The sequence below is a fragment of the Sinorhizobium sp. 22678 genome, from assembly GCF_052044265.1.
GTDB lineage: Bacteria > Pseudomonadota > Alphaproteobacteria > Rhizobiales > Rhizobiaceae > Sinorhizobium > Sinorhizobium meliloti_A.
The window spans coordinates 17956-36858 of sequence record NZ_JBQEMS010000032.1 but is presented as its reverse complement, the minus strand read 5'-3'; the positions used below and the strand labels follow the sequence as shown (position 1 = coordinate 36858).

The 18903-nt window shown below is 62.1% G+C and carries 20 protein-coding genes; 12 read left to right on the top strand and 8 right to left on the bottom strand.

Annotated features, from left to right (window positions below):
• Positions 1-23: 23 nt before the first annotated feature.
• The 7 genes from ACTJKL_RS29020 (at position 24) to ACTJKL_RS28990 (ending at position 7658) form a co-directional block, all read left to right on the top strand.
• Complete coding sequence (locus ACTJKL_RS29020) at positions 24-1289, top strand: ABC transporter substrate-binding protein (protein ID WP_440854465.1); 1266 nt, start codon at positions 24-26, stop codon at positions 1287-1289.
• An 84-nt stretch (positions 1290-1373) separates the two neighbouring features.
• Positions 1374-2279 carry a carbohydrate ABC transporter permease gene (locus tag ACTJKL_RS29015; RefSeq protein WP_440854464.1) on the top strand — a complete coding sequence of 302 codons (906 nt, stop codon included), beginning with the start codon at positions 1374-1376 and terminating at the stop codon, positions 2277-2279.
• Positions 2280-2290: 11 nt separating this feature from the next.
• Complete coding sequence (locus ACTJKL_RS29010) at positions 2291-3121, top strand: carbohydrate ABC transporter permease (protein ID WP_440854463.1); 831 nt, start codon at positions 2291-2293, stop codon at positions 3119-3121.
• A gap of 1 nt (position 3122) precedes the next feature.
• Positions 3123-4211, top strand: coding sequence for an ABC transporter ATP-binding protein (locus ACTJKL_RS29005; protein ID WP_440854462.1), 1089 nt, complete (start codon positions 3123-3125; stop codon positions 4209-4211).
• A 1-nt stretch (position 4212) separates the two neighbouring features.
• Positions 4213-5193: an NAD-dependent epimerase/dehydratase family protein gene (locus ACTJKL_RS29000; protein ID WP_440854461.1), complete on the top strand. Its 981-nt coding sequence runs from the start codon at positions 4213-4215 to the stop codon at positions 5191-5193.
• Positions 5172-6881: an SMP-30/gluconolactonase/LRE family protein gene (locus ACTJKL_RS28995; RefSeq protein WP_440854460.1), complete on the top strand. Its 1710-nt coding sequence runs from the start codon at positions 5172-5174 to the stop codon at positions 6879-6881. The genes ACTJKL_RS29000 and ACTJKL_RS28995 overlap by 22 nt, the downstream gene beginning before the upstream one ends.
• A gap of 9 nt (positions 6882-6890) precedes the next feature.
• Positions 6891-7658 (top strand): SDR family NAD(P)-dependent oxidoreductase, encoded by a 768-nt coding sequence (locus tag ACTJKL_RS28990; RefSeq protein ID WP_440854459.1) that lies wholly within the window; start codon positions 6891-6893, stop codon positions 7656-7658.
• A 326-nt stretch (positions 7659-7984) separates the two neighbouring features.
• Here ACTJKL_RS28990 and ACTJKL_RS28985 read toward each other — a convergent pair whose 3' ends face one another.
• Both ACTJKL_RS28985 and ACTJKL_RS28980 read right to left on the bottom strand, forming a co-directional pair.
• On the bottom strand, positions 7985-9055 hold the full coding sequence (locus ACTJKL_RS28985; RefSeq protein WP_440854478.1) for an ROK family transcriptional regulator: 1071 nt from the start codon (positions 9053-9055) through the stop codon (positions 7985-7987).
• Positions 9056-9114: 59 nt separating this feature from the next.
• Positions 9115-9765, bottom strand: coding sequence for an SGNH/GDSL hydrolase family protein (locus tag ACTJKL_RS28980; protein WP_440854458.1), 651 nt, complete (start codon positions 9763-9765; stop codon positions 9115-9117).
• A gap of 262 nt (positions 9766-10027) precedes the next feature.
• Between ACTJKL_RS28980 and ACTJKL_RS28975 the strand changes: the two genes are divergently transcribed.
• From ACTJKL_RS28975 to ACTJKL_RS28955, 5 genes are read left to right on the top strand one after another with little or no spacing between them, the layout of a single operon-like run.
• Entirely contained in the window at positions 10028-11104 is a 1077-nt protein-coding gene (locus ACTJKL_RS28975) for an ABC transporter substrate-binding protein (protein WP_275598840.1), read from the top strand.
• Positions 11105-11159: 55 nt separating this feature from the next.
• Positions 11160-12653: a sugar ABC transporter ATP-binding protein gene (locus tag ACTJKL_RS28970; RefSeq protein ID WP_440854457.1), complete on the top strand. Its 1494-nt coding sequence runs from the start codon at positions 11160-11162 to the stop codon at positions 12651-12653.
• An 11-nt stretch (positions 12654-12664) separates the two neighbouring features.
• A complete protein-coding gene (locus tag ACTJKL_RS28965; protein ID WP_440854456.1) occupies positions 12665-13639 on the top strand; it encodes an ABC transporter permease in 975 nt (324 codons plus the stop codon).
• A 3-nt stretch (positions 13640-13642) separates the two neighbouring features.
• Positions 13643-14593, top strand: coding sequence for an ABC transporter permease (locus ACTJKL_RS28960; RefSeq protein WP_440854455.1), 951 nt, complete (start codon positions 13643-13645; stop codon positions 14591-14593).
• Positions 14594-14618: 25 nt separating this feature from the next.
• On the top strand, positions 14619-15275 hold the full coding sequence (locus ACTJKL_RS28955; RefSeq protein ID WP_440854454.1) for an SGNH/GDSL hydrolase family protein: 657 nt from the start codon (positions 14619-14621) through the stop codon (positions 15273-15275).
• Between the two features lie 394 nt (positions 15276-15669).
• On the opposite strand, the gene ACTJKL_RS28950 is transcribed toward ACTJKL_RS28955, so the two are convergent.
• From ACTJKL_RS28950 to ACTJKL_RS28925, 6 genes are read right to left on the bottom strand one after another with little or no spacing between them, the layout of a single operon-like run.
• Positions 15670-15909 carry a hypothetical protein gene (locus ACTJKL_RS28950; RefSeq protein ID WP_440854453.1) on the bottom strand — a complete coding sequence of 80 codons (240 nt, stop codon included), beginning with the start codon at positions 15907-15909 and terminating at the stop codon, positions 15670-15672.
• Between the two features lie 28 nt (positions 15910-15937).
• On the bottom strand, positions 15938-16093 hold the full coding sequence (locus ACTJKL_RS28945) for a hypothetical protein (RefSeq protein ID WP_440854452.1): 156 nt from the start codon (positions 16091-16093) through the stop codon (positions 15938-15940).
• 57 nt (positions 16094-16150) lie between these two features.
• Entirely contained in the window at positions 16151-16660 is a 510-nt protein-coding gene (locus ACTJKL_RS28940) for a DoxX family protein (RefSeq protein WP_440854451.1), read from the bottom strand.
• Between the two features lie 3 nt (positions 16661-16663).
• A complete protein-coding gene (locus ACTJKL_RS28935) occupies positions 16664-17464 on the bottom strand; it encodes an HvfC/BufC family peptide modification chaperone (protein ID WP_440854450.1) in 801 nt (266 codons plus the stop codon).
• Positions 17451-18380: an MNIO family bufferin maturase gene (gene bufB, locus ACTJKL_RS28930; RefSeq protein WP_440854449.1), complete on the bottom strand. Its 930-nt coding sequence runs from the start codon at positions 18378-18380 to the stop codon at positions 17451-17453. The genes ACTJKL_RS28935 and bufB overlap by 14 nt, the downstream gene beginning before the upstream one ends.
• A gap of 32 nt (positions 18381-18412) precedes the next feature.
• Positions 18413-18736 (bottom strand): BufA1 family periplasmic bufferin-type metallophore, encoded by a 324-nt coding sequence (locus tag ACTJKL_RS28925; protein WP_440854448.1) that lies wholly within the window; start codon positions 18734-18736, stop codon positions 18413-18415.
• Between the last annotated feature and the right edge of the window lie 167 nt (positions 18737-18903).

Here is an 18903-nt window from a genome sequence, read left to right as displayed (position 1 = left end):
GGTGCGGAGGAGTGGAGGAAAACATGAAAATCATCCGGAAATATGCCGTCGCAACGACCGTCGCAGCGATGCTGGCTTGCACGGCCCTGCCGGCCACCGCCAAGGCGGAAGTGCTCAAATTCGTCTCGTGGCAGAAGGACGAGAAGGGCATCGGTGATTGGTGGGGCACGGTGATCAAGGAGTGGGAGGCAAAGCACCCCGGCAATTCGATCGAATGGACAAAGGTGGAACGCAGCGCCTATGCCGACACCATGACGACGCTGTTTGCAGGCGGAACGCCGCCGGACATCGTCCACTTGGCCTCCTTCGAATTTCAGACCTTCGCGAACAATGGCTGGCTGGAGGACCTTGGTCCCTGGGTCGAGAAGGCGGGGCTCAATCTCGATGGATGGAGCGGACAGGACATCTGCAAGTTCCAGGATACGACCGTCTGCATCATGATGCTCTATTACGGCACGATCTTCGGCTATAACGAGGAGATGCTGAAGCAGGCGGGCGTCGCGGTCCCCACCAATTACGAGCAGTTCCTCGAAGCGGCCCGTGCGACCACCAAGGACCTGAACGGCGACGGCATCGTCGACCAGTTCGGAACCGGCCACGAGACCAAAGGTGGCGGCGGGCAGTATATCGCGGAAATGGCGAGCTATCTTTTCGATGCCGGTGCACGTTTCACCACTGCGGAAGGCAAGGTGGCCATCGACACCCCCGAAATGGTCGAGGGCCTGACGCGCTGGAAAACCGTGGTCAAGGAAAACCTGACCCCGCGCGATCTCTCGGCGGGCGAGGTCCGGAAACTCTTCGCCGATGGAAAGATCGCGCTGAAGGTCGACGGTCCCTGGATCTATTCCATTATGCAGCAGGGAGCGGCAAAGGATAAGCTGAAGCTTGCCAGCGTTCCCTTCGACCCGCCGCTGGGAGGGTCATCCAACATTCTGGCGATGCCGAGCGAGATTTCGGAAGAGAAGAAGCAGCTTGTCTGGGACTTCATCGCAATTGCAACTTCGGACAAATTCCAGACCAGCTTCGCGACGCTTGCCGCCTCGACACCGCCGAGCCCGCGCGCCGATCTCACCGAAGCCAAAGCGCAGATTCCGCATTTCGATCTGATGGTGAAGTCGCAGAAGGCTGCGGCAGAGCACAAGATCGACCGCATTCCGGTCGGCCTCGAGATCCAGTTCAACGAGTTCTCGAAAATGATCCAGGAGGAGGCGCAGAGAATGATCATAGAAGATCTCGATCCTGCGGCCGTCGCCAAGACGATGCACGAGAAGGCCGAGGCGCTTCAATAGACGTTTGCCGACCCTCGGCACATGAGGGGCACCCGGCGCCCGCAGCGGCGCCTGGTCCCCCCGGCAAAAAACCAAGAGGCAAAAATGAGCGTACGCTTCCTCGATCTGGCACGCCCAAGCCGGCAGCATTGGCTGGGCTACCTGTTGTTGCTGCCGGCGGTCGCGCTAGTGGCCCTGATCATCGTCTATCCGCTGTTCGTGTCGCTCGACTTGTCTTTCCAGAAGATCGGCATGGCGACGCTCAGCGCACCGCGCAAGTCGTTCACATTGGAAAACTACCACAAGCTGTTCACGTCGCCGGAATTCTGGAAATCGTGCTGGGTGACGATCAAGTTGGTCGTGGTCGTCAGTGCAGCCTGTTTCGCCGTCGGTCTGGGCACGGCCTTGCTGGTCAATAACCGTTTCAAGGGGCGGACGCTGGCGCGTCTCTTCGTGGCTCTGCCCTGGGCCGTTCCGGAAGTCATCGCCGTCGTCATTTTCGCCTGGATATTCGATTCTTCCTTCGGTCTGATGAACTGGCTCTTCATCAAGCTCGGCATCACGAGCCAGATGATAAACTGGTTCTCCGAGCCGACCGCCGCGTTCTGGGTGGTGGCGATAACGATGATCTGGAAGGGTTACCCCTTCGTCTCCATCATGACGCTCGCCGGTTTGCAGTCCATTCCGGAAGATTTCTACAACGCCGCCAAGGTCGATGGCGCGAACGCCTTCCAGCGCTTCTGGTACATCACCATTCCCGTGCTCATGCCCGTTCTCGGCGTCACGTCGGTGCTCGTCGTCCTTTGGGTCTTCCGGGATTTCTCGATCATAAAAGTGCTGACCGACGGCGGGCCGCTCAAGGCGACGCAAACGCTCTCGATCATGACCTACAATCAGGCTTTCGGCTTCTTCAACATGGGTTACGCCTCCGCGATCGGCATCGTAACGCTCGTGCTGTGCGTCGTCGCCAGCCTGTTCATGCTCGGCCGCAAGTCCCAGGCAATGTATTAGGAGGTCGAGCTATGCAGCGCACAACCCTTCAAACGCTCGCGCTCTATGCCGGCCTTGCCGTCGTCTGCGGCGTCCTTCTCTTTCCGATCTATTGGCTGTTCGTCACGGCGCTGTCGACGCTCGCGGAAATCCGCCAGTTGCCGCCGTCCTTTTGGCCGGCAGAGCCGCAGTGGAGCACCTTCGCCAAAGTGGCGACCGAGCGACCGATCCTCCTGTGGCTGTGGAATTCGACGCTCGCGGCGCTCGGTTCTGTAGCCCTGTCGATGGTCGTTTCGGTCTTCGCGGGCTACAGCCTGTCGCGCTTCAGCGTGAAGGGCGGGCGATCGCTCGGTCTCTTCATTCTCACGGCGAAGATGCTGCCGGCAACGCTGCTCGTCATTCCGCTTTTCGGAATTTTCCGCTCTATGGGGCTGATCGGAAGCCTCTGGTCGCTGGTGCTCGCCCATGCGACGCTGATCATTCCCTTCACCACATGGATGTTGAAGGGCTACTTCGACACGATCCCGCGCGAACTGGAGCAGGCGGCTATGGTCGATGGCTGCTCTCCGCTCGGCGCCCTGTTTCGGGTGGTGCTTCCGGTTGCAACGCCGGGGCTTGCTGCGACCGCCCTTTATGCCTTCGTTCTCTCCTGGGCCGATTATGCCTATGCCCGCACCTTTCTCACCAATGCGCAGGGGAGTTGGACGGCCAATCTCGGCATTACCACGATGAAGGGGGAGTACGTCACCGACTGGAACGAGATTTCGGCGGCGGCCGTGTTCGTCTCGGTGCCGATTATCCTGATCTACCTGTTCCTCGAACGCTATTTGGTCGGCGGGCTGACTGCCGGCGCGGAGAAGTGAAATGGCCGGCATAAGCATTCAGAACGTCTACAAGAACTACGGAGCGCTCAACGTGCTCAAGGAGTTCTCGCTCGAGATCGCGGATGGGGAATTCGTCGTCCTCGTCGGCCCATCGGGCTGCGGCAAGTCGACAATGCTCAAGATCCTCGCCGGCCTCGAGCCGGCAAGCGGCGGCAAGATCCTGATCGGCGACAAGGACGTGACCGACCTTGCACCAGGGGACCGCGACATCGCGATGGTCTTCCAGAATTACGCGCTCTACCCGCATCTGACCGTCGGCCAGAATATCGGTTTCGGACTGAAGATGCGCGGCATGCCCAAGGCGGAAATCGACAAGCGCGTTGACGCCGTCGCCAGGATCCTGGCTGTCGACCATCTGCTCGATCGTCGCCCGAAGGCGCTGTCGGGCGGACAGCGCCAGCGCGTCGCGCTCGGCCGGGCAATCGTGCGGGAGCCGCGTGCCTTCCTGATGGACGAACCCCTGTCCAATCTCGACGCAAAGCTGCGTGTTCACACCCGAGCCGAGATCAGCGCGCTGCACAAGCGGATCGGCGTCACGACGGTCTATGTCACGCACGACCAGATCGAGGCGATGACCATGGCCGATCGCGTCGTCATCATGCGCGACGGCGTCATCCAGCAGATCGCAGACCCGGATACGCTGTTCGCCAAGCCGGCCAATCTCTTCGTCGCCGGCTTCATAGGGTCTCCGGGCATGAACTTCATGTCCACCCGCATCGAGGGGGGCAAGCTCACCCTATTCGGCCAGAGCTTCGTGACCCGGAAAGGCGCTCGGGACGGCGAGGTGATCGTCGGCATTCGGCCGGAACATCTGCAGCTCGGCCAGGGCCATGTCGCCTTCGCGGTGCGGCCGACATTGGTCGAGAGCCTCGGCTCGGAAAAATACATCTACTTCGATCCGGGCGAAAACGCATACGGCGAAGCAGCTCGGGACGAAGAACGCGGCAAGGGCCTGATTGCGCGGATCGCGCATTCCGGCCCTGTGCGAGAGGGCGAAGAGCTCACGCTCTCCTTCGACCCGTCAGAAATCCACCTCTTCGATCCGAAGACAGAAAAGGCCATAGATTGACATGAAAGTGCTCGTGACGGGCTCTGCCGGCAGGGTCGGCTCTTTGGTTGCCAGGAAATTGCTCGAGGCCGGACACCAGGTGAGGGGTTTCGACCTGCGCCCGGCATCGATCCATGATGTCGGCTTTGACGAAGTCGTGGGCGCGTTTGACGACCGGGAGGCGGCGATGCGCGCCTGCGAGGGGAGCGACGCCGTACTCCATCTCGGCGCCTTCATGTCCTGGCTGGCGAGCGACCGCGAGCGGTTGTTCCAGGCGAATGTCGAAGGGACGCGCATCGTGGCCGAGGCGGCCGCCGCGGCAAAGGTCGGCCGCTTCGTCTTTGCCAGCTCCGGGGAGGTCTATCCGGAAAACAGCCCCGCATTCCAGCCGATTACAGAGGATCATCCGAAGGAGCCGCTATCTCCATACGGTCTCACTAAGCTTCTCGGCGAGGAACTGGTGACGTTCCAGGGGCGCGTATCGTCGATGGAGACGGTGATCCTGCGCTTCTCGCATACGCAAAATGCCGACGAGCTGCTCGATCCCGACAGCTTCTTTTCCGGACCGCGCTTCTTTCTTCGCCCTAAGATCAAGCAGCAGGAAACCTTCGGCAACAGGACTGCGGCCGACCTTCTGAGGGCGGCGGATCCGGGGCGGCCGGCACTCGTCCTGACACGCAACGAGAACGGCCGGCCATTCAAGATGCACATCACCGACACCCGCGACATGGCCGGGGGCGTTCTGCTCGCGCTGACCCATCCGAAAGCCGCGGGTGGCGTCTTCAATCTGGGAGCGACCGGCCCTGTTGACTTCGCCGAGCTCCTGCCCGTAATGGCCGACAGGATCGGGTGGCCGCTCGTGGCGGTCGATCTTCCCGGCTCCGGCGTGTGGTATCACACTTCCAACCAGCGCATTCGTGAAATGCTCGGCTTCGAACCCGAGTGGCCGATCATGCGAATGCTGGACGAGGCGGTAGCGGCATGGACGACAAGGCAGGCTTAGGCGGGCTTGAAGATCGCGGGGCACCGGCGGGTGCAGCCGCGCTCGCCAAGGGGCTCGCTCTCCTCGATCTCATAGCGGAGGCGCCGAAGGCGCTGCGCTTCGCGGACCTGCAGAAAATGAGCGGCGTGCCGAAGCCGACGCTTGCGCGCATGCTGAAGACGCTGATGGTGTTTCGTCTGATCCGGCAGGACGAAGCAACGGGCGCTTACCTGCTCGGACACCGCTTCATCGAGCTTTCGCATCGCGTGTGGGATAAATTCGACCTCGTCAGCGCCGCCGCCCCCGAACTCGAACGCCTTTCCGCCGAGCTCGGGGAAACGGTCGCACTTTGCCGCCTCGACGGGCACCGCGTGGTCTATCTGGAAGAGCGCTCGAGTGGCGGCCTGGGCGTGCTGATCGCAGTCGGCCGGCGCGTGCCGGTCCACTGCACCGCAGCCGGTAAGGCTCTGCTGGCGTTTCAGGAGCCTTCTTTCGCCCGTTCGTTGGCGGGACAGCTCGTTTATGATCGCTTCACGTCTCAGACCATTACAGATCCGCAGGCGCTCGAGGCCGATCTCGTCCTCACGCGCGCGCGGGGCTATGCCGTTTCCTACGAGGAGCATCTCGCCGGGGTTAATTCCGTCGCTGCTCCGATCGCCGGGCGCGACGGAGTGCCGCTCGGGGCACTCGTGGTGCTGGGGCCTGCTTCCCGTCTCGACAGTTCCGCCATCCATCCGGTCGGCCGCGAACTGATGGCTGCGGCGCGCCGGATCACCGGCACGGTCGGTGCCGTCGCCATCAGCTCCGGCCCGCGGCCCCGGACGCGCGCGGGAGGACAGAGCGACGTGCAATGCGTCCTGCCCTGGGGCGCCCAACTCGGCGAAGCTCCAGTCTGGGTCGACAGGGAAAAGCGGCTCTATTGGGTGGATATTCTTCACCCGGCCGTGCACCGGTTCGATCCAGTCACCGGCAAAAACGAGACCTGCAATGCAGCCAAGCTCGTCAGTGCCGTCCTTCCGGACAAGGATGGCCGGCTGATCGTCGCCTCGCAGGACGGCGTCGAACGTTTCGACTTCGAGCGCGGCCTGTTCACCCCTTTTGCCGAGCCGGAACCGGGAGTGCCGGAGAACCGCCTGAATGACGCAAAAGTCGACCCGGATGGCCGGCTTTGGGTCGGATCGATGCGGCTCGATGTGAGCCGGCCGACCGGCAGCCTGTATCGCCTGACGAAGGCCGGTGAAGTCGCCCGCGCCGAGAGCGGTTTCACGGTCGCCAACGGACTGGCCTGGAGCCCCGATGGCTCGACCTTCTACTTCGTCGATACGGTGCCGGGCATCATCTATGCCTATGACTTCGATGCGAGGGAGGGGAGCATCGCCAACCGCCGCGTCTTCGTTACCGTGCCCGAGACGGAGGGGCGCCCGGACGGCCTTGCCGTCGATGCCGATGGCGGCGTCTGGTGTGCGATCTGGGACGGCTGGCGCGTGAACCGCTATCGGCCCGATGGCCGGCTGGACCGGGCCGTCGAACTGCCGGTGCCGCGCCCCACCAGCGTGGCCTTCGGCGGGGACGATCTTGCGACCTTGTTCATCACCAGCGCGCGCACCCGTCTCCCGGCCTCGACGCTGACGGAAGCGCCGCTCTCCGGCGGCATTTTCGCCTGCAATCCTGGTGAGCGCGGCCTGCCCACCTCGCTCTTCGGCGCCTGAGGAACAGTTGTGAACACGTATAAGGACATATTTTCGCTGAAGGGCAGGACAGCTCTGGTGACCGGCTCGAGCCGCGGAATCGGGGCTTCGATCGCACAAGCCTACGCAGCCTATGGCGCGCGCGTGGTTCTGCACGGACAAAAGCCCGGCGCAACGGGCCGGGTCGAACAGGAAATACGCGCTGCCGGCGACGACGCGGTCTCGATCCATGGCGAGCTTTCGCCGCCCGGTGCAGGCCGTCAGTTGATCGCAGCGGCGGAAACGATCGTGGGTCCGCTGGATATTCTGGTCGTCAACGCATCGGCGCAAGTCAATGGGGCGTTCGACGATGTCACGCCGGAAGACTTCGCCGCCCAGGTCGACGTCAATCTGCGGTCCACCGTCGAGATGCTTCAAGCGGTGTTGCCCGGCATGGCCGAACGCGCCTGGGGCCGCGTCGTCAACATCGGCAGCATCAACCAAGTGCGGCCAAAATCCGTCGTTTCGATTTACGCGGCGACCAAGGCGGCACAGCACAATCTGATCCAGAGCCTTGCACGCGATTACGCCGCTCGCGGCGTGCTGCTCAACACCCTTGCGCCGGGCCTCATCGACACGGACCGCAACGCCGCCCGCCGCGACGGCGACCCAGAGGGTTGGGGGAACTACGTCCGGACGCTCAACTGGATGGGGCGTGCAGGCACGCCGGACGAAATGGCAGGCGCTGCGCTCTTCCTCGCCTCCGATGCCTGCAGCTTCATGACCGGCGAAGCCATTGTCATGTCGGGCGGATACTAACAGCTCGGCGTCCGGGTTTCGCTTTCAACATGCCGGCGGGTGTGTCGGAAAAGCAGAGTGTACCGAACGTTACGGACCGGGCGCCATGCATCGAAGATGTTGGCGACGGCTTCCCTGATCCGGAGAACGTCGATGCGCAGTTCATTCGTCGCAATGCCGGTTCTGGTGTTCCCGGGAGCACACCCCAGCGCGGTATGGTCGCAAGAGTGTGAGAACAGCTGAGGGGTCGCATCTGCCGGATAGTGCACATCCGGCTCAAAAGCCAGCCGCCGCGGGAGCTGCAATTCGAATTCGCCTGAAGAGCTATCGACATGGCCAAATTCACTTCAGTGAACCATGAACCGTGAGCTGAACGGCAGGCTTGCGGCTCCAACCGCTTTTGGAGAGGAGGTCTTGCCCAGGACTGCGTCGACGGACGGTATTTCCTGCTGGATGTGTTCGCAGAGCGTTTCGCAAATTCCGGGCGGGATAAAGGACGAAAGCACCACGGTCTTGAGCTCGATGAATTGAAGCAGCGACTGAACCGCCTTAACGAGGCTTTCCGCGCACGCGCTCTGCCAAGTCTCGAAGGTCGGTCCCATTGTCGGCCAGTTTCGGCTTTGTCTCCAAAGTTTCTCCCGGATCGCAGGATCCGGTGGCAGGGCCCGTTCGAGGGCGAGCACGCCAACATCATAGCTGATCGGCGAATTGCCGTTATAGATCTGATGGTTGAGCACGAGGCGGCTGTGCACGCGGGCACCGAGATAAAAAAACAGGAAGTCCTGCAACTGCCGCGCGGCGCCGAACAGACTTTCGCCACCGGCCGCAGCGGTAATGTCGTTCTGCACGAAGACGGGAAGCTTGAGTTCCGCTTCCAGATCGCGGTGAAGCACCGCCTGGTCCGGGCCGGTGTGGAGTGGAGGCGTTGGAAGCGCCAGTCCGACGCCCGCAATGCGTCCCCGCCGACTTTCAGAAAGACTCGCCACGGCATTGCGAATTTCGAGCGCCAAACCTTCCTTCGCGTCGAAGGCGCCGGCTATCCTGTGTGGCATGACATGCTGGTGCTGTATGTTGCCGATAAAATCGACGACGACGATATGGGTGTTGCGGTATCCCACACTGACCCCGACGGAATAGGCGCCTTCCGAATTCAGCATGAGGGGCGTCGTCGGCGGCCCGACCCGTCCCTTCTGAGCCTCGCCACGCACGACAAGGCCTTCCTGTTCAAGAGAGCGCACGATCACCGAAATCGTCTGCGCCGACAAACCGGTCTTCTCGCCGATCTCGAGGCGCGTTGTCGCCTCGTTCTGCAGGAGAAGCGAGAGGACCAGGCGTTCGTTGTGGCTGCGCACGCTCAAAGAGTTGAGCCCGCTGGCGCGGTCTGCGATGCGAAGCGGATTGGGAGGCGCAAATCGCATATCAGGCAAGGTGGGGATCCTCCCCGGAAAGCGCTGTGGTCACGCGAGCGGAAGCGGTTTCATGCATCGGGCCACCCGATCGCCAGCACTTCCTGCGCCAGCGCCTCGCCGAGTCTTCGATGGGCCTCCTCGTCGATATGGAAGCCATCGGCCGGCGCGCACTGGCAGACCGTTCCGGCATCGAAGAAATGCACCTCGAGCGAATCCGCCATGATTTCGAACTCGAGCGCCAGTTTGCGGGATTTTTCCTGCGCGCCGGAGAAGATCGACTCCCATTCCTTGAGATCCTCCAGCATGGGCGGCGGGGCGACGATCATGATCTCCGGATCGTGGCCGGTGGGACCGGGAGAAAGCTCCCGGATGTCATAGACGAGGCAGCCCACGCCCATGGCGACCTCCGAAGGCGGCATATTGAAGCGCCGTTTCAGGTCGTTGGTGCCGAGCATGATGATAATAAGGTCAAGCGGTGCGTGGCTTTGCAGGCACGGGCGCAGATAGGTTCGCCCGTTCTTCATCGATCCTTCAATCGGGTCGTCATGCACCGTCGTGCGCCCGCTTAAGCCCTCCTCTATGACCTCCCAGTTCTGGCCGAGGACATTGTGAAGCACCCCGGCCCACCGCTGTTCGCGGCGATAGCGTTCGAGCGGGCCGCGGCCCGGAATCTGGCCGTGGGTGTTCGAATCCCCGAAGCATAGAACGGTCCGCGTCACTGTCTCCTCCACCATCCGCATAGTCGCTTTCTCTGGACCAGATTTCGCATCCGGGTCGGCGCTTTGCAAGGACGAGTTATTATTCATTCAAGATGAATAACTATTGACAGCAGATAATGCCAGTGATTTTGTGTCGGCCGGAGGAGAGTTTCAGGTCGGTACAGGCTGCAGACGAGCGTCGGACTTCGGTCACGAGCTGCCGATGTCGCGTGCCCTCCGGCCGGTCTTCCCATCATCAGACGCCTGCTTTTGGAGGAGAAGCATGAACAGCATCATCAGGAAAATCGGCATATCGGTTCTATTGTCCGGCGTCGTTTTTGCGAACGGCGCACTGGCCCAGGAGGTCCACCTGCTCGACGGCGTGACGACGCCTGCGGAAAACAATCCGGCGGTGGAAGCCGGCAAGTACAAGAAGGACGCGCCCTGGATCATCGGCATGAGCAGTTTCGGCGTCAATGCCAATACCTGGACTGTGCAGGTAGCGCACGAAGCCCAGGCCGCTGCCGACCGTGACAAGCGCATTTCCAAATTTGTCCTGCTCGATGCCGGCTTCGACCAGAAGAAGCAGGTCGCCGACATCGAGGACCTGATTGCCCAGAAAGTCGACGCGATCATCGTGCAGCCGGTCACCTCGACCTCGGCCAATGCCAGCATCGAGAAGGCCGTGCAGGCTGGCATCCCCGTCGTGCTTCATACCGGCCGCATCGAATCCGATGCCTATACGACGGAGATCCAGGGCGGCGCCGAGCATTTTGGCAAGGTCATGGGTGATTTCCTCGTCAAGGAGCTGGGCGGAAAAGGCAATATCTGGGTGCTGCGGGGACTGGCGGGCCATCCAGAGGACACCAACCGCTATAATGGCCTCGTTCAGTCTCTAGAGGGCACGGAGATCAAGATCACCGCCGAGGAACACGGCGATTGGCAGTATGACAAGGCCAAGAAGGTCTGCGAGACGCTCTACCTCAATGACCCGAATGTTGCCGGCATATGGTCTTCGGGTGCAGACATGACGCGTGCCTGCGTCGACGTTTTCAAGCAGTTCGGTGCGGCCATTCCGCCGATTTCCGGCGAGGGCAATAACGGCTTCTTCGGCCAGTGGATCGCCGACAATTTCAAATCGGTCTCTTCCGAATACAGCCCTGCCCAGGGCGCTGCGGGCATCCGCGCTGCCACCGCCCTGCTGGAAGGCAAGGAGCTCAAGAAGCACTATGACTACAACCCGCCGGGTTGGGACCTCGAAAAGGTCAAGAAATACTATCGCGACGATCTGTCCGCCAATGTCTGGTGGCCGTCGGAACTCTCCGAAGAACAGCTGAAGCAGTTCTACGCCAAGCAGTAAACGCAAGCCGAGGCAGGCGGATTGTCTGCCTCGGACGCGGTTGCGGGGGGATCCAATGTCGCACCTCATTGAAATGTCGCGGATATCGAAGGCGTTCGGCGGGAGCGTCGCGCTCAGGGACGTGTCTTTGGCGCTGGCCCCCGGAACCGTGCATGCCCTGATGGGCGAGAACGGCGCCGGCAAGTCGACGCTGATGAAGATTCTTGCCGGCGTATACCAACCGGATGGCGGCGATATTCGACGAAACGGCCGCATGGTCAGCTTCGCCAATCCGCGCGCCGCGCTGGAAGCCGGCATCTCAACGGTGTTCCAGGAATTGTCGCTGCTGCCCAACATGACGATCGCGGAAAACATGTTCCTCGGCCGTGAACCTGCCGGCCGCTTCGGCGGGATCGACCGGCGACGCATGCGCCAGGAGACGAAGGTCGCGCTCGCCCGTCTCGGCCTCGATCTCGACCCGGATACCCTGGTTTCCGAACTCTCCATCGCGCAGCGGCAGTTCGTCGAGATCGCCCATGGCATCGACGCGGACGCAGGCGTCTTCATTCTCGACGAGCCTACGGCGGCGCTTAACGCCGCCGACGTCGAAGTCCTCAACCGGCACATCCGGGCGCTGCGCGATAAAGGCAAGGCCATCGTCTACATCTCGCACCGAATGGACGAGATCTTCGCGATCTGTGACGTCGTGACGGTGTTGAAGGACGGGCAACTGGTCGGCACGCAGCCGCTGTCCGACATGACGCAGGGCTCGCTGATCGAGATGATGGTCGGCCGCGAACTGGAGGATCTTTTTCCCGAGCGCGACGGAGCGGCGGGTGAGGTGGCGCTCTCGATTTGCGGCCTCCGCCTGGAGCCGGATGCCAAGCCGTTTTCGCTTTCCGTTCGCAAGGGCGAGATCGTCGGCCTTGCCGGCCTCGAAGGGCAGGGGCAGCAGAAGATCCTGCGGGCGCTTGTCGGGCAATTCGCGCCGGTCGAGGGCACGCTTACGCGACGTGGCAAAGACAAACGGTTGCCGCTGCCGAAGGAAAGCGGCGTGCGGCGCTGGCAGGCGCTGGGAGGCGCCTTCGTGCCGGAGGACCGTAAGGATGAAGGGCTCTTTCTCGGCCTGGGAGCAGGCCAGAACATCGCCATGGCGTTACATGCCGGCCGGCCTGCGATAAAGGTCGCAAAGCGCTACGGCGAGGTGATTGGCGCGACGATGAGCAAGCTCAATGTCAAGGCAGCCGGTCCGGCCGCTTCCGTCGGCTCGCTCTCCGGTGGCAACCAGCAGAAAGTTTTGCTCGGACGTTATCTCGCCACCGATGCCGACCTGCTCCTCATCGAGGAGCCGACGCGTGGCGTCGATGTCGGCGCCAAGTCTGAAATCTACAAGATCCTGCGTGATTTCGCGAAAGCGGGCGGCGCGGTGCTCGTGCTTTCGCGCGAGACGCTCGAGCTAATTGGCCTCTGCGATCGCCTTTATGTGATCCACGGCAATACCGTCGTGTCGGAAATGCGGGCCGCCGAAGCGACCGAGCACAGCATTCTCGACGCGGCCCTCAGCGCATGACGGAACGCCCGATGACCCTTCTTCCCCCTTCCATTCTCGGAAAATTTCCTAGCCGCCGCGCCAATAGGCAAGGCCTGTGGCTGTTCGCGCTCATCATCGCCGTGGCGATGGCCCTCTGGCTCGCCACGACGACCGACCAGTTCGGCCAGTGGAGCAACCTCGCGAACCTTGTCGCCCAAGGCATGCCACTCCTCATCACGGCAGTCGGACAGATGTTCGTCGTGCTCATCGGCGGGCTGGACCTGTCCATGGGTTCGGTCGTCAGCTTCACCACGGCGATCGTCGCGCTCGACCTGCCGGGCTATGTCACTATTCCCGGCGTCTTTGTCCTTGCCGGACTTATCGGCGCGACGAATGGTTACTGCGTCACGCGGCTGAACGTGCACCCCATCGTCGCGACGCTCTCCATGCAATATGTCGTGCTCGGAATCACGCGCGTTCTCCGGCCGGTCTCGGGCGGTTCCGTGCCGGAGGGCGTGCGCTGGATGGTGGAGGGGACAATCGCCGGCATTCCGCTGCCGGTTTTTTGGGGCATCGTCACAATTCTGCTTGCCTGGAAGCTGCTCTACGGTTCGCGCTACGGACTGCATCTCTTCGCGATCGGCGGTGGGGTCGCCTCCGGTTCGGCTGATGCGGCGCGCAATTTCGGCATCCCCGCCAATCGCAACATACTGCTGGCCTACGTGGTCTGCTCGCTCTTTGCAGCACTTGCCGGCATCTTTCTGGCCGGGCGCATCGTCTCGGGTGATCCGAATGTCGGCCTGCTCATGGAGCTCGATGCCATCACGGCGGTCGCGATTGGAGGCACGCAGCTTTCCGGCGGCGTAGGCAGCCTGCATGGCACCGTCATCGGCGTCGCCGTGCTCGCTCTTCTCTCCAACGGCATGAACCTGCTCAACGTCACACCCTTCGTCCAGACGGCGATCAAGGGGATCCTGCTCATGGCGGTCGTGGCGCTGCAGTCGCGCAAGAAGATCGGACTTTGAACCATGTCGGCTCTCGTCAACTCGACCCTTGTCCGCCGGATCATCAAGGTCCCGCCGTCCTATTACCTGCTTGTGGTTCTGCTGGTGATACTGTTCGTCTCGCGCCCGCAGATGCTCAATGCGAACGTGCTCGGCGTCTTTGTGCGTCAGGTCGTGCCGCTTGGCATCCTTGTCCTCGGGCAGCTTCTGGTAATGCGCGTGAAATCGATCGATCTCTCCGGCGGCGGCGTTATCCTGCTTATCAATTACTGCATTTCCTCCGGCATGTTCGCCGGCGCCTCGTTCGCCTTTTTCGTTCTGCTCGCCATCGGCCTGGGACTTGCCATCGGCTTCTTCAACGGCCTGATGGTCGCCAAGCGCCGCGTTTCGGCTGTCATCGTCACGCTGGCACTCAGCATCGTTCTCGTCGGCCTTGTGCAATATCTCTCGAGTGGTAAGCCGCCGGGCGACGTCCCGACGTTCTTCGGCGAAATGTTCAATACTCGTTTCGCCGGTCTGCCGAGTCCCGTCCTCTTTTGGATCGCGCTCACCGCGCTCATGGCGCTGCTCCTCTCGCAGTCTGTCTTCGGCCGCTTTGTCACCGCCGTCGGCGAGAGCATGCCGGCGGCCCATTTTTCGGGCGTGCCGGTAGAGCGCACAATGATCCTCGCCCATACAGTCTCCGGCCTGATGGCCGCGATCGCCGCGCTTGTCCAGACGGCGTCCATCGCCGTCGGGAGCGTGCGGGTCGGTCTCGATCTGCCGATCCTTTCGGTCGCCGCCACCATTCTCGGCGGCGTGGTCTTCGGGCGTGGAGAAGGCGGCGTCTGGGGGCCGTTCTTTGGGGTGCTCTGTTTCGCCTTCCTCTTCGTTGTCATGACGATGTTCGGCGTCGGCGAGGCGGGCAAGCTCGTGGCCCAGGGCCTGATCATTCTACTCGCAGCCGTCTTCTACGGCCTGCGCGCCGACAAATAGCAATCAAACGTTCAAGGAGATCGATATGGCGGACAAGCGCTCAATCTTGTGTTTTGGGGACTCGCTGACTTGGGGTTGGATTCCGGTGAAGGAGTCCGCGCCGACGCTGCGGTATCCTTACGAACAGCGGTGGACCGGTGCCATGGCCGCAAAGCTCGGCGAAAATTACCACGTCATCGAGGAAGGGCTCAGCGCCCGCACCACCAGCCTCGACGATCCAAACGATCCGCGGCTGAACGGCAGCGCCTACCTGCCGACGGCGCTTGCCAGCCATCTGCCGCTCGATCTCGTCATCATCATGCTGGGCACGAACGACACAAAGTCCTATTTCCACCGCACGCCCTACGAGATCGCCAACGGCATGGGCAAGCTCGTCGGCCAGGTGCTGACGTCTGCCGGCGGCATTGGCACGCCCTATCCGGCGCCGCGGGTTCTGGTCGTCGCCCCGCCGCCGCTCTCGCCGATGCCGGATCCATGGTTCGAGGGCATGTTCGGCGGCGGCTATGAAAAGTCGAAGGAGCTCTCAAGACTTTACAAGGCACTCGCCGACTTCATGAAGGTCGAGTTCCTGGCGGCCGGAGACCACGTGTCGACCGATGGCGTGGACGGCATTCATTTTTCCGCCGAGACGAACATTACGCTTGGACACGCGATCGCGGCCAAGGTCGAATCGCTGTACTGAGCGAGGCCACTCCGGCGCCTCCGCCGGAGCGGCATTTGTACTATGTCGAATAATGACGGGGCCGGTTCGATTCCTTCCTAGGCGAGAGATTGAAAGTCGGCGGCACGGTCAAGAAGCTGTTGATCGAGCAGCCTGAAATCAAGGGCGTGACTCTGCCTGCCTAAGGATCGCCCGGTATGAGCGGCACCAAAGAAGGCCCGTTCGAGATGCTCGAGATGCGTCAATCAAGGCGCAGTGCGACTGGAAGACACCACTCTCGTCCGGCCGGATGCCGGCGCCGCCTTGGCTGCAGAAGTTCAGATTGGACACTGGTCCGGTCAGGAAACTACAAAACGCTCATGCCGGTACTTGCAAGTCTGCACAATCCGACCAAGCCGCTATTGTCTGTCTCTGCCTAGCCGGGAAAGCCGCTGAGCAATCGGTTGCATTCGGTGGCAAGTTTTTCGCTTGGCATGCGGCCATCCGCATCGCGCGCATACTCCGGATTTAAGCGGTCAAGGAAGCACATATCGAGCCTGCGCCCGCGCTTCGTCTCGATAGTCCCTCGGGCTTCCAGTTCAAATAGCGTCTTGACACGCCCGGCATTGATCCGTCCCGGAGCGCCGTTCTCCTCCATGAGCGCGGCCGTGTTCACCGCATCGCCCCAGATATCGAAGGTGAACTTACGCCGGCCGACAACACCCGATAGTCGGCAGCATGAGCGGACCGTTATCGGCCTGAACGTCGATCGACTCGGAGCCGATGATGCGCATGCTGGTCATCGGCTGCAGCATGGATATCCGGTCGAGCGCCGGTCCGTTAGGAAGTCCTTGCTGCACCAGACAGGTTGCGCTCCTCGCCGCGCCCCGCTCAGCTTCGGATTATGCTCCGGCCGCTTATCCTGCTGACGCAGCCGGTGACACGAGCCAGTGGTCGAGCGATAGCCTCCCCGCACCCCCGGCAATCACGCCAAGCGCCATCGCCGCCCAGGTCAGATGAATGGGCCATCCATCCGGAACGGTGAATTGGATGACAATCGTCATTGCGAGAAGCCCGAGCGCGACAAGGCGCGTCGCCAAGCCCAGGACCAAAAACATTGGCAGCAGAACTTCGGCGGAGGCAACCACGAAGGCAGTCACCGCTGGAGCCGGGAAAGGGTAGGGTCCGCCCGGCAGCTGAAGCTGGAATTCCGACGTGAACAGAAGAACGGCAACGTCGTTGAGCTCAAGGATGCCATCCCATTTGCCCAGGCCGGAGCGCCAGAAGGGCACGGCAAGGGCCAAGCGCAAGGTGAGTTGGGCGAGCCATGCCGGGGCGATGGCGGCGATCATGCGATCGATCTTGGCCGCACAACCTCTCGCTTTCCAGTTTCCGTGTCTGTCGAGGAAGGTTCGTAACGAGGTCATTTTTCACCCTCCATGGCGGACAGCTGCAAAAGCGCCGGCCTCGAGCATCACCCTGATGGCGGTCGCGAGATCGAAGTGTGGGCAGCAAGCGTGCCCCGCAACCGCGGCACGTCCGAATGGTTCGCCTTCAAGGAGACTGCCGACGAAGATATCGGCCCCCGGCGGAAGAGCGCGGACCTCCACCTCGAGCGACGGCCGCGTAATCAACGCGGTTTCCGGCGCACTAGCCTCGATGCGCCCAACCGGACCATCCCCGTGATTTGCCGAGAACACCGTCACTGCTGGATAGGCGGAGCGGACGACGCCGGTCGCCGGGTGGGCTTCGAAGACCAGGTCGGCGAGGTCAGCGGGCTGTGCCGCCGCTAGCACGTGCGGCAGCAGGACGGCTGCGTCTGCCGCATGATAGGCGTCGAGCCAGGCCCGCTCGATCCGTGCGATGTCGGCCAGCCACGGCATTGGCCTGGCATATGCGTAGCGTTCTATGAAATCGGGAAAATTCCGGCCATATTCGAAGAGGAGCGGCGATTTCGGTGGCGTCTCGCGGATATGGAACCGGGCCATGGCCCGGAAGAACGCTTCGCCCGTGATGCGCCTCGTCGCTGGGAACGTGGCAGCGAGCGCCTCGATGAGGCTTACCGTCACATTGTTGCGGTAGACATTGAAGCGCCTGTCGGCTGCCTTGCCGTGCGGGCCCGTGAGGAGCGTCGGGGTTGGACGAGCGGGATCGAGTAGCCCGGCCACGAACTGGGCTGGATAGTCGAGCTCGTCGGCCGGCTCTCGGAAACAGTCCCTAACCTTGCGCATGCAACACCTCCTGTCGGAGGCCCGCAGCATGGCGGTCCATGAGCATTTGGGCGGCCTGCGCCTCACGCTTCAATACTGGCCAGTCCGGTATCGCGCTATCCCATTCGATCAACGTCGGTATCGGGCCACGTAGCGCGATCACCGCGTCGAAGAGCTTCCACACCGCGTCGGCTACCGGCCCGTCGTGGCTGTCGATCAGCAGGAGATCGCCTTCATCATCCTGCTGCTCCGTATGGCCGGCGAGGTGAATCTCGCCGACAGGGGCCATGGGGAAGTCGGACAGATAGTCTAGGGCGGAAAAGCCATGATTGGTGGCCGAGACGAAGACATTGTTGATGTCGAGCAACAGGCCGCATCCCGTGCGTCTCACCAGTCCCCGCATGAACTCCGTTTCGCTCATCGTCGATTCCTTGAAGAGCAGGTAGCTGGAGGGATTTTCCAGTAAGAGCGGTCGTCCGATCACCTCCTGTACCTCGTCGATGTGATCTGCGACCCGCTGCAAGCTTGCCTCTGTGTAGGGCAGGGGCAAAAGATCGTTGTAGTAGGTCGTGTCGTGCGTCGACCACGCCAGATGTTCCGAGACGAGCGCCGGCTCGTATCGCCTGACGAGGGCAGCGAAGCGGCCGAGATGGGCCTTGTCCAATGGCTGCGGCCCACCGATCGACATGCACACACCGTGAAGCGAGACTGGATAGTCCTCGCGTATTTTCATGAGTGCGGCATGCGGAGGGCCGCCTGCTCCCATGTAGTTTTCCGCATGAACTTCGAAAAACCCGCCAGTCCGCTCGTTCTCAGCGAGGATGGCCGGCAGATGCTGGTGCTTGAAGCTGGTGCCAGCCAGCCCATCGACCGGATGCGCCGGAAAGCGAGGAATTCCCGGCTGAGCGCGATCCGCGTGAATTGCCAGTTCCGTCACTGTCGCCTCCACTTTCCGGCTCATCGTTGCGATTAAGACGGCAGGTCGCGCGTCAGCGGTTCAGGCGAGCCATTGCGATCACCCGGCAGCTCCATTGTCGTGCAGGTGCCGCCGTCGACGAATTTCCAGGCGTTGCCCTGGTAGTCGACAGTCGACGTGGCCTGACAGGTCGTGCCCGGGCCGGCAGCGCAATCATTCTGGCCCTTGAGCGCCACGCCGTAGCACTTCTCCTTGCCTGCATCCATCGCAGCCTTGACCTCGGCCTGCGAAAGCGGCGCGGCGTTTGCAAGCGACGACAGCGCGGTCGCCACAGCGCCGGCAAGCATGGCCGCATTGATCGAACTTCTGGTAGACATGATTCTTCTCTCCATCGTTGCTGCATGCACCTTCGCTTCGGCGCACAGTCCGTCATTCGCAGCCGCCGGGAGCGATGTTACATTTGGCGGTTACACGCTTTCGTGAGTATCGCGCCATTTGAAATTTACGGCGAATTTGGGAAGACTAAGAAAGACGAATGTTTCCG

Excerpts from the sequence above, each read along its gene's own strand:
- ACTJKL_RS29020 (WP_440854465.1), top strand. The coding sequence starts at position 24 with ATGAAAATCATCCGGAAATATGCCGTCGCAACGACCGTCGCAGCGATG.
- ACTJKL_RS29015 (WP_440854464.1), top strand. The coding sequence starts at position 1,374 with ATGAGCGTACGCTTCCTCGATCTGGCACGCCCAAGCCGGCAGCATTGG.
- ACTJKL_RS29010 (WP_440854463.1), top strand. The coding sequence starts at position 2,291 with ATGCAGCGCACAACCCTTCAAACGCTCGCGCTCTATGCCGGCCTTGCC.
- ACTJKL_RS29005 (WP_440854462.1), top strand. The coding sequence starts at position 3,123 with ATGGCCGGCATAAGCATTCAGAACGTCTACAAGAACTACGGAGCGCTC.
- ACTJKL_RS29000 (WP_440854461.1), top strand. The coding sequence starts at position 4,213 with ATGAAAGTGCTCGTGACGGGCTCTGCCGGCAGGGTCGGCTCTTTGGTT.
- ACTJKL_RS28995 (WP_440854460.1), top strand. The coding sequence starts at position 5,172 with ATGGACGACAAGGCAGGCTTAGGCGGGCTTGAAGATCGCGGGGCACCG.
- ACTJKL_RS28985 (WP_440854478.1), bottom strand. The coding sequence starts at position 9,055 with ATGCGATTTGCGCCTCCCAATCCGCTTCGCATCGCAGACCGCGCCAGC.
- ACTJKL_RS28975 (WP_275598840.1), top strand. The coding sequence starts at position 10,028 with ATGAACAGCATCATCAGGAAAATCGGCATATCGGTTCTATTGTCCGGC.
- ACTJKL_RS28970 (WP_440854457.1), top strand. The coding sequence starts at position 11,160 with ATGTCGCACCTCATTGAAATGTCGCGGATATCGAAGGCGTTCGGCGGG.
- ACTJKL_RS28965 (WP_440854456.1), top strand. The coding sequence starts at position 12,665 with ATGACCCTTCTTCCCCCTTCCATTCTCGGAAAATTTCCTAGCCGCCGC.
- ACTJKL_RS28960 (WP_440854455.1), top strand. The coding sequence starts at position 13,643 with ATGTCGGCTCTCGTCAACTCGACCCTTGTCCGCCGGATCATCAAGGTC.
- ACTJKL_RS28955 (WP_440854454.1), top strand. The coding sequence starts at position 14,619 with ATGGCGGACAAGCGCTCAATCTTGTGTTTTGGGGACTCGCTGACTTGG.
- ACTJKL_RS28940 (WP_440854451.1), bottom strand. The coding sequence starts at position 16,660 with ATGACCTCGTTACGAACCTTCCTCGACAGACACGGAAACTGGAAAGCG.
- ACTJKL_RS28935 (WP_440854450.1), bottom strand. The coding sequence starts at position 17,464 with ATGCGCAAGGTTAGGGACTGTTTCCGAGAGCCGGCCGACGAGCTCGAC.
- ACTJKL_RS28925 (WP_440854448.1), bottom strand. The coding sequence starts at position 18,736 with ATGTCTACCAGAAGTTCGATCAATGCGGCCATGCTTGCCGGCGCTGTG.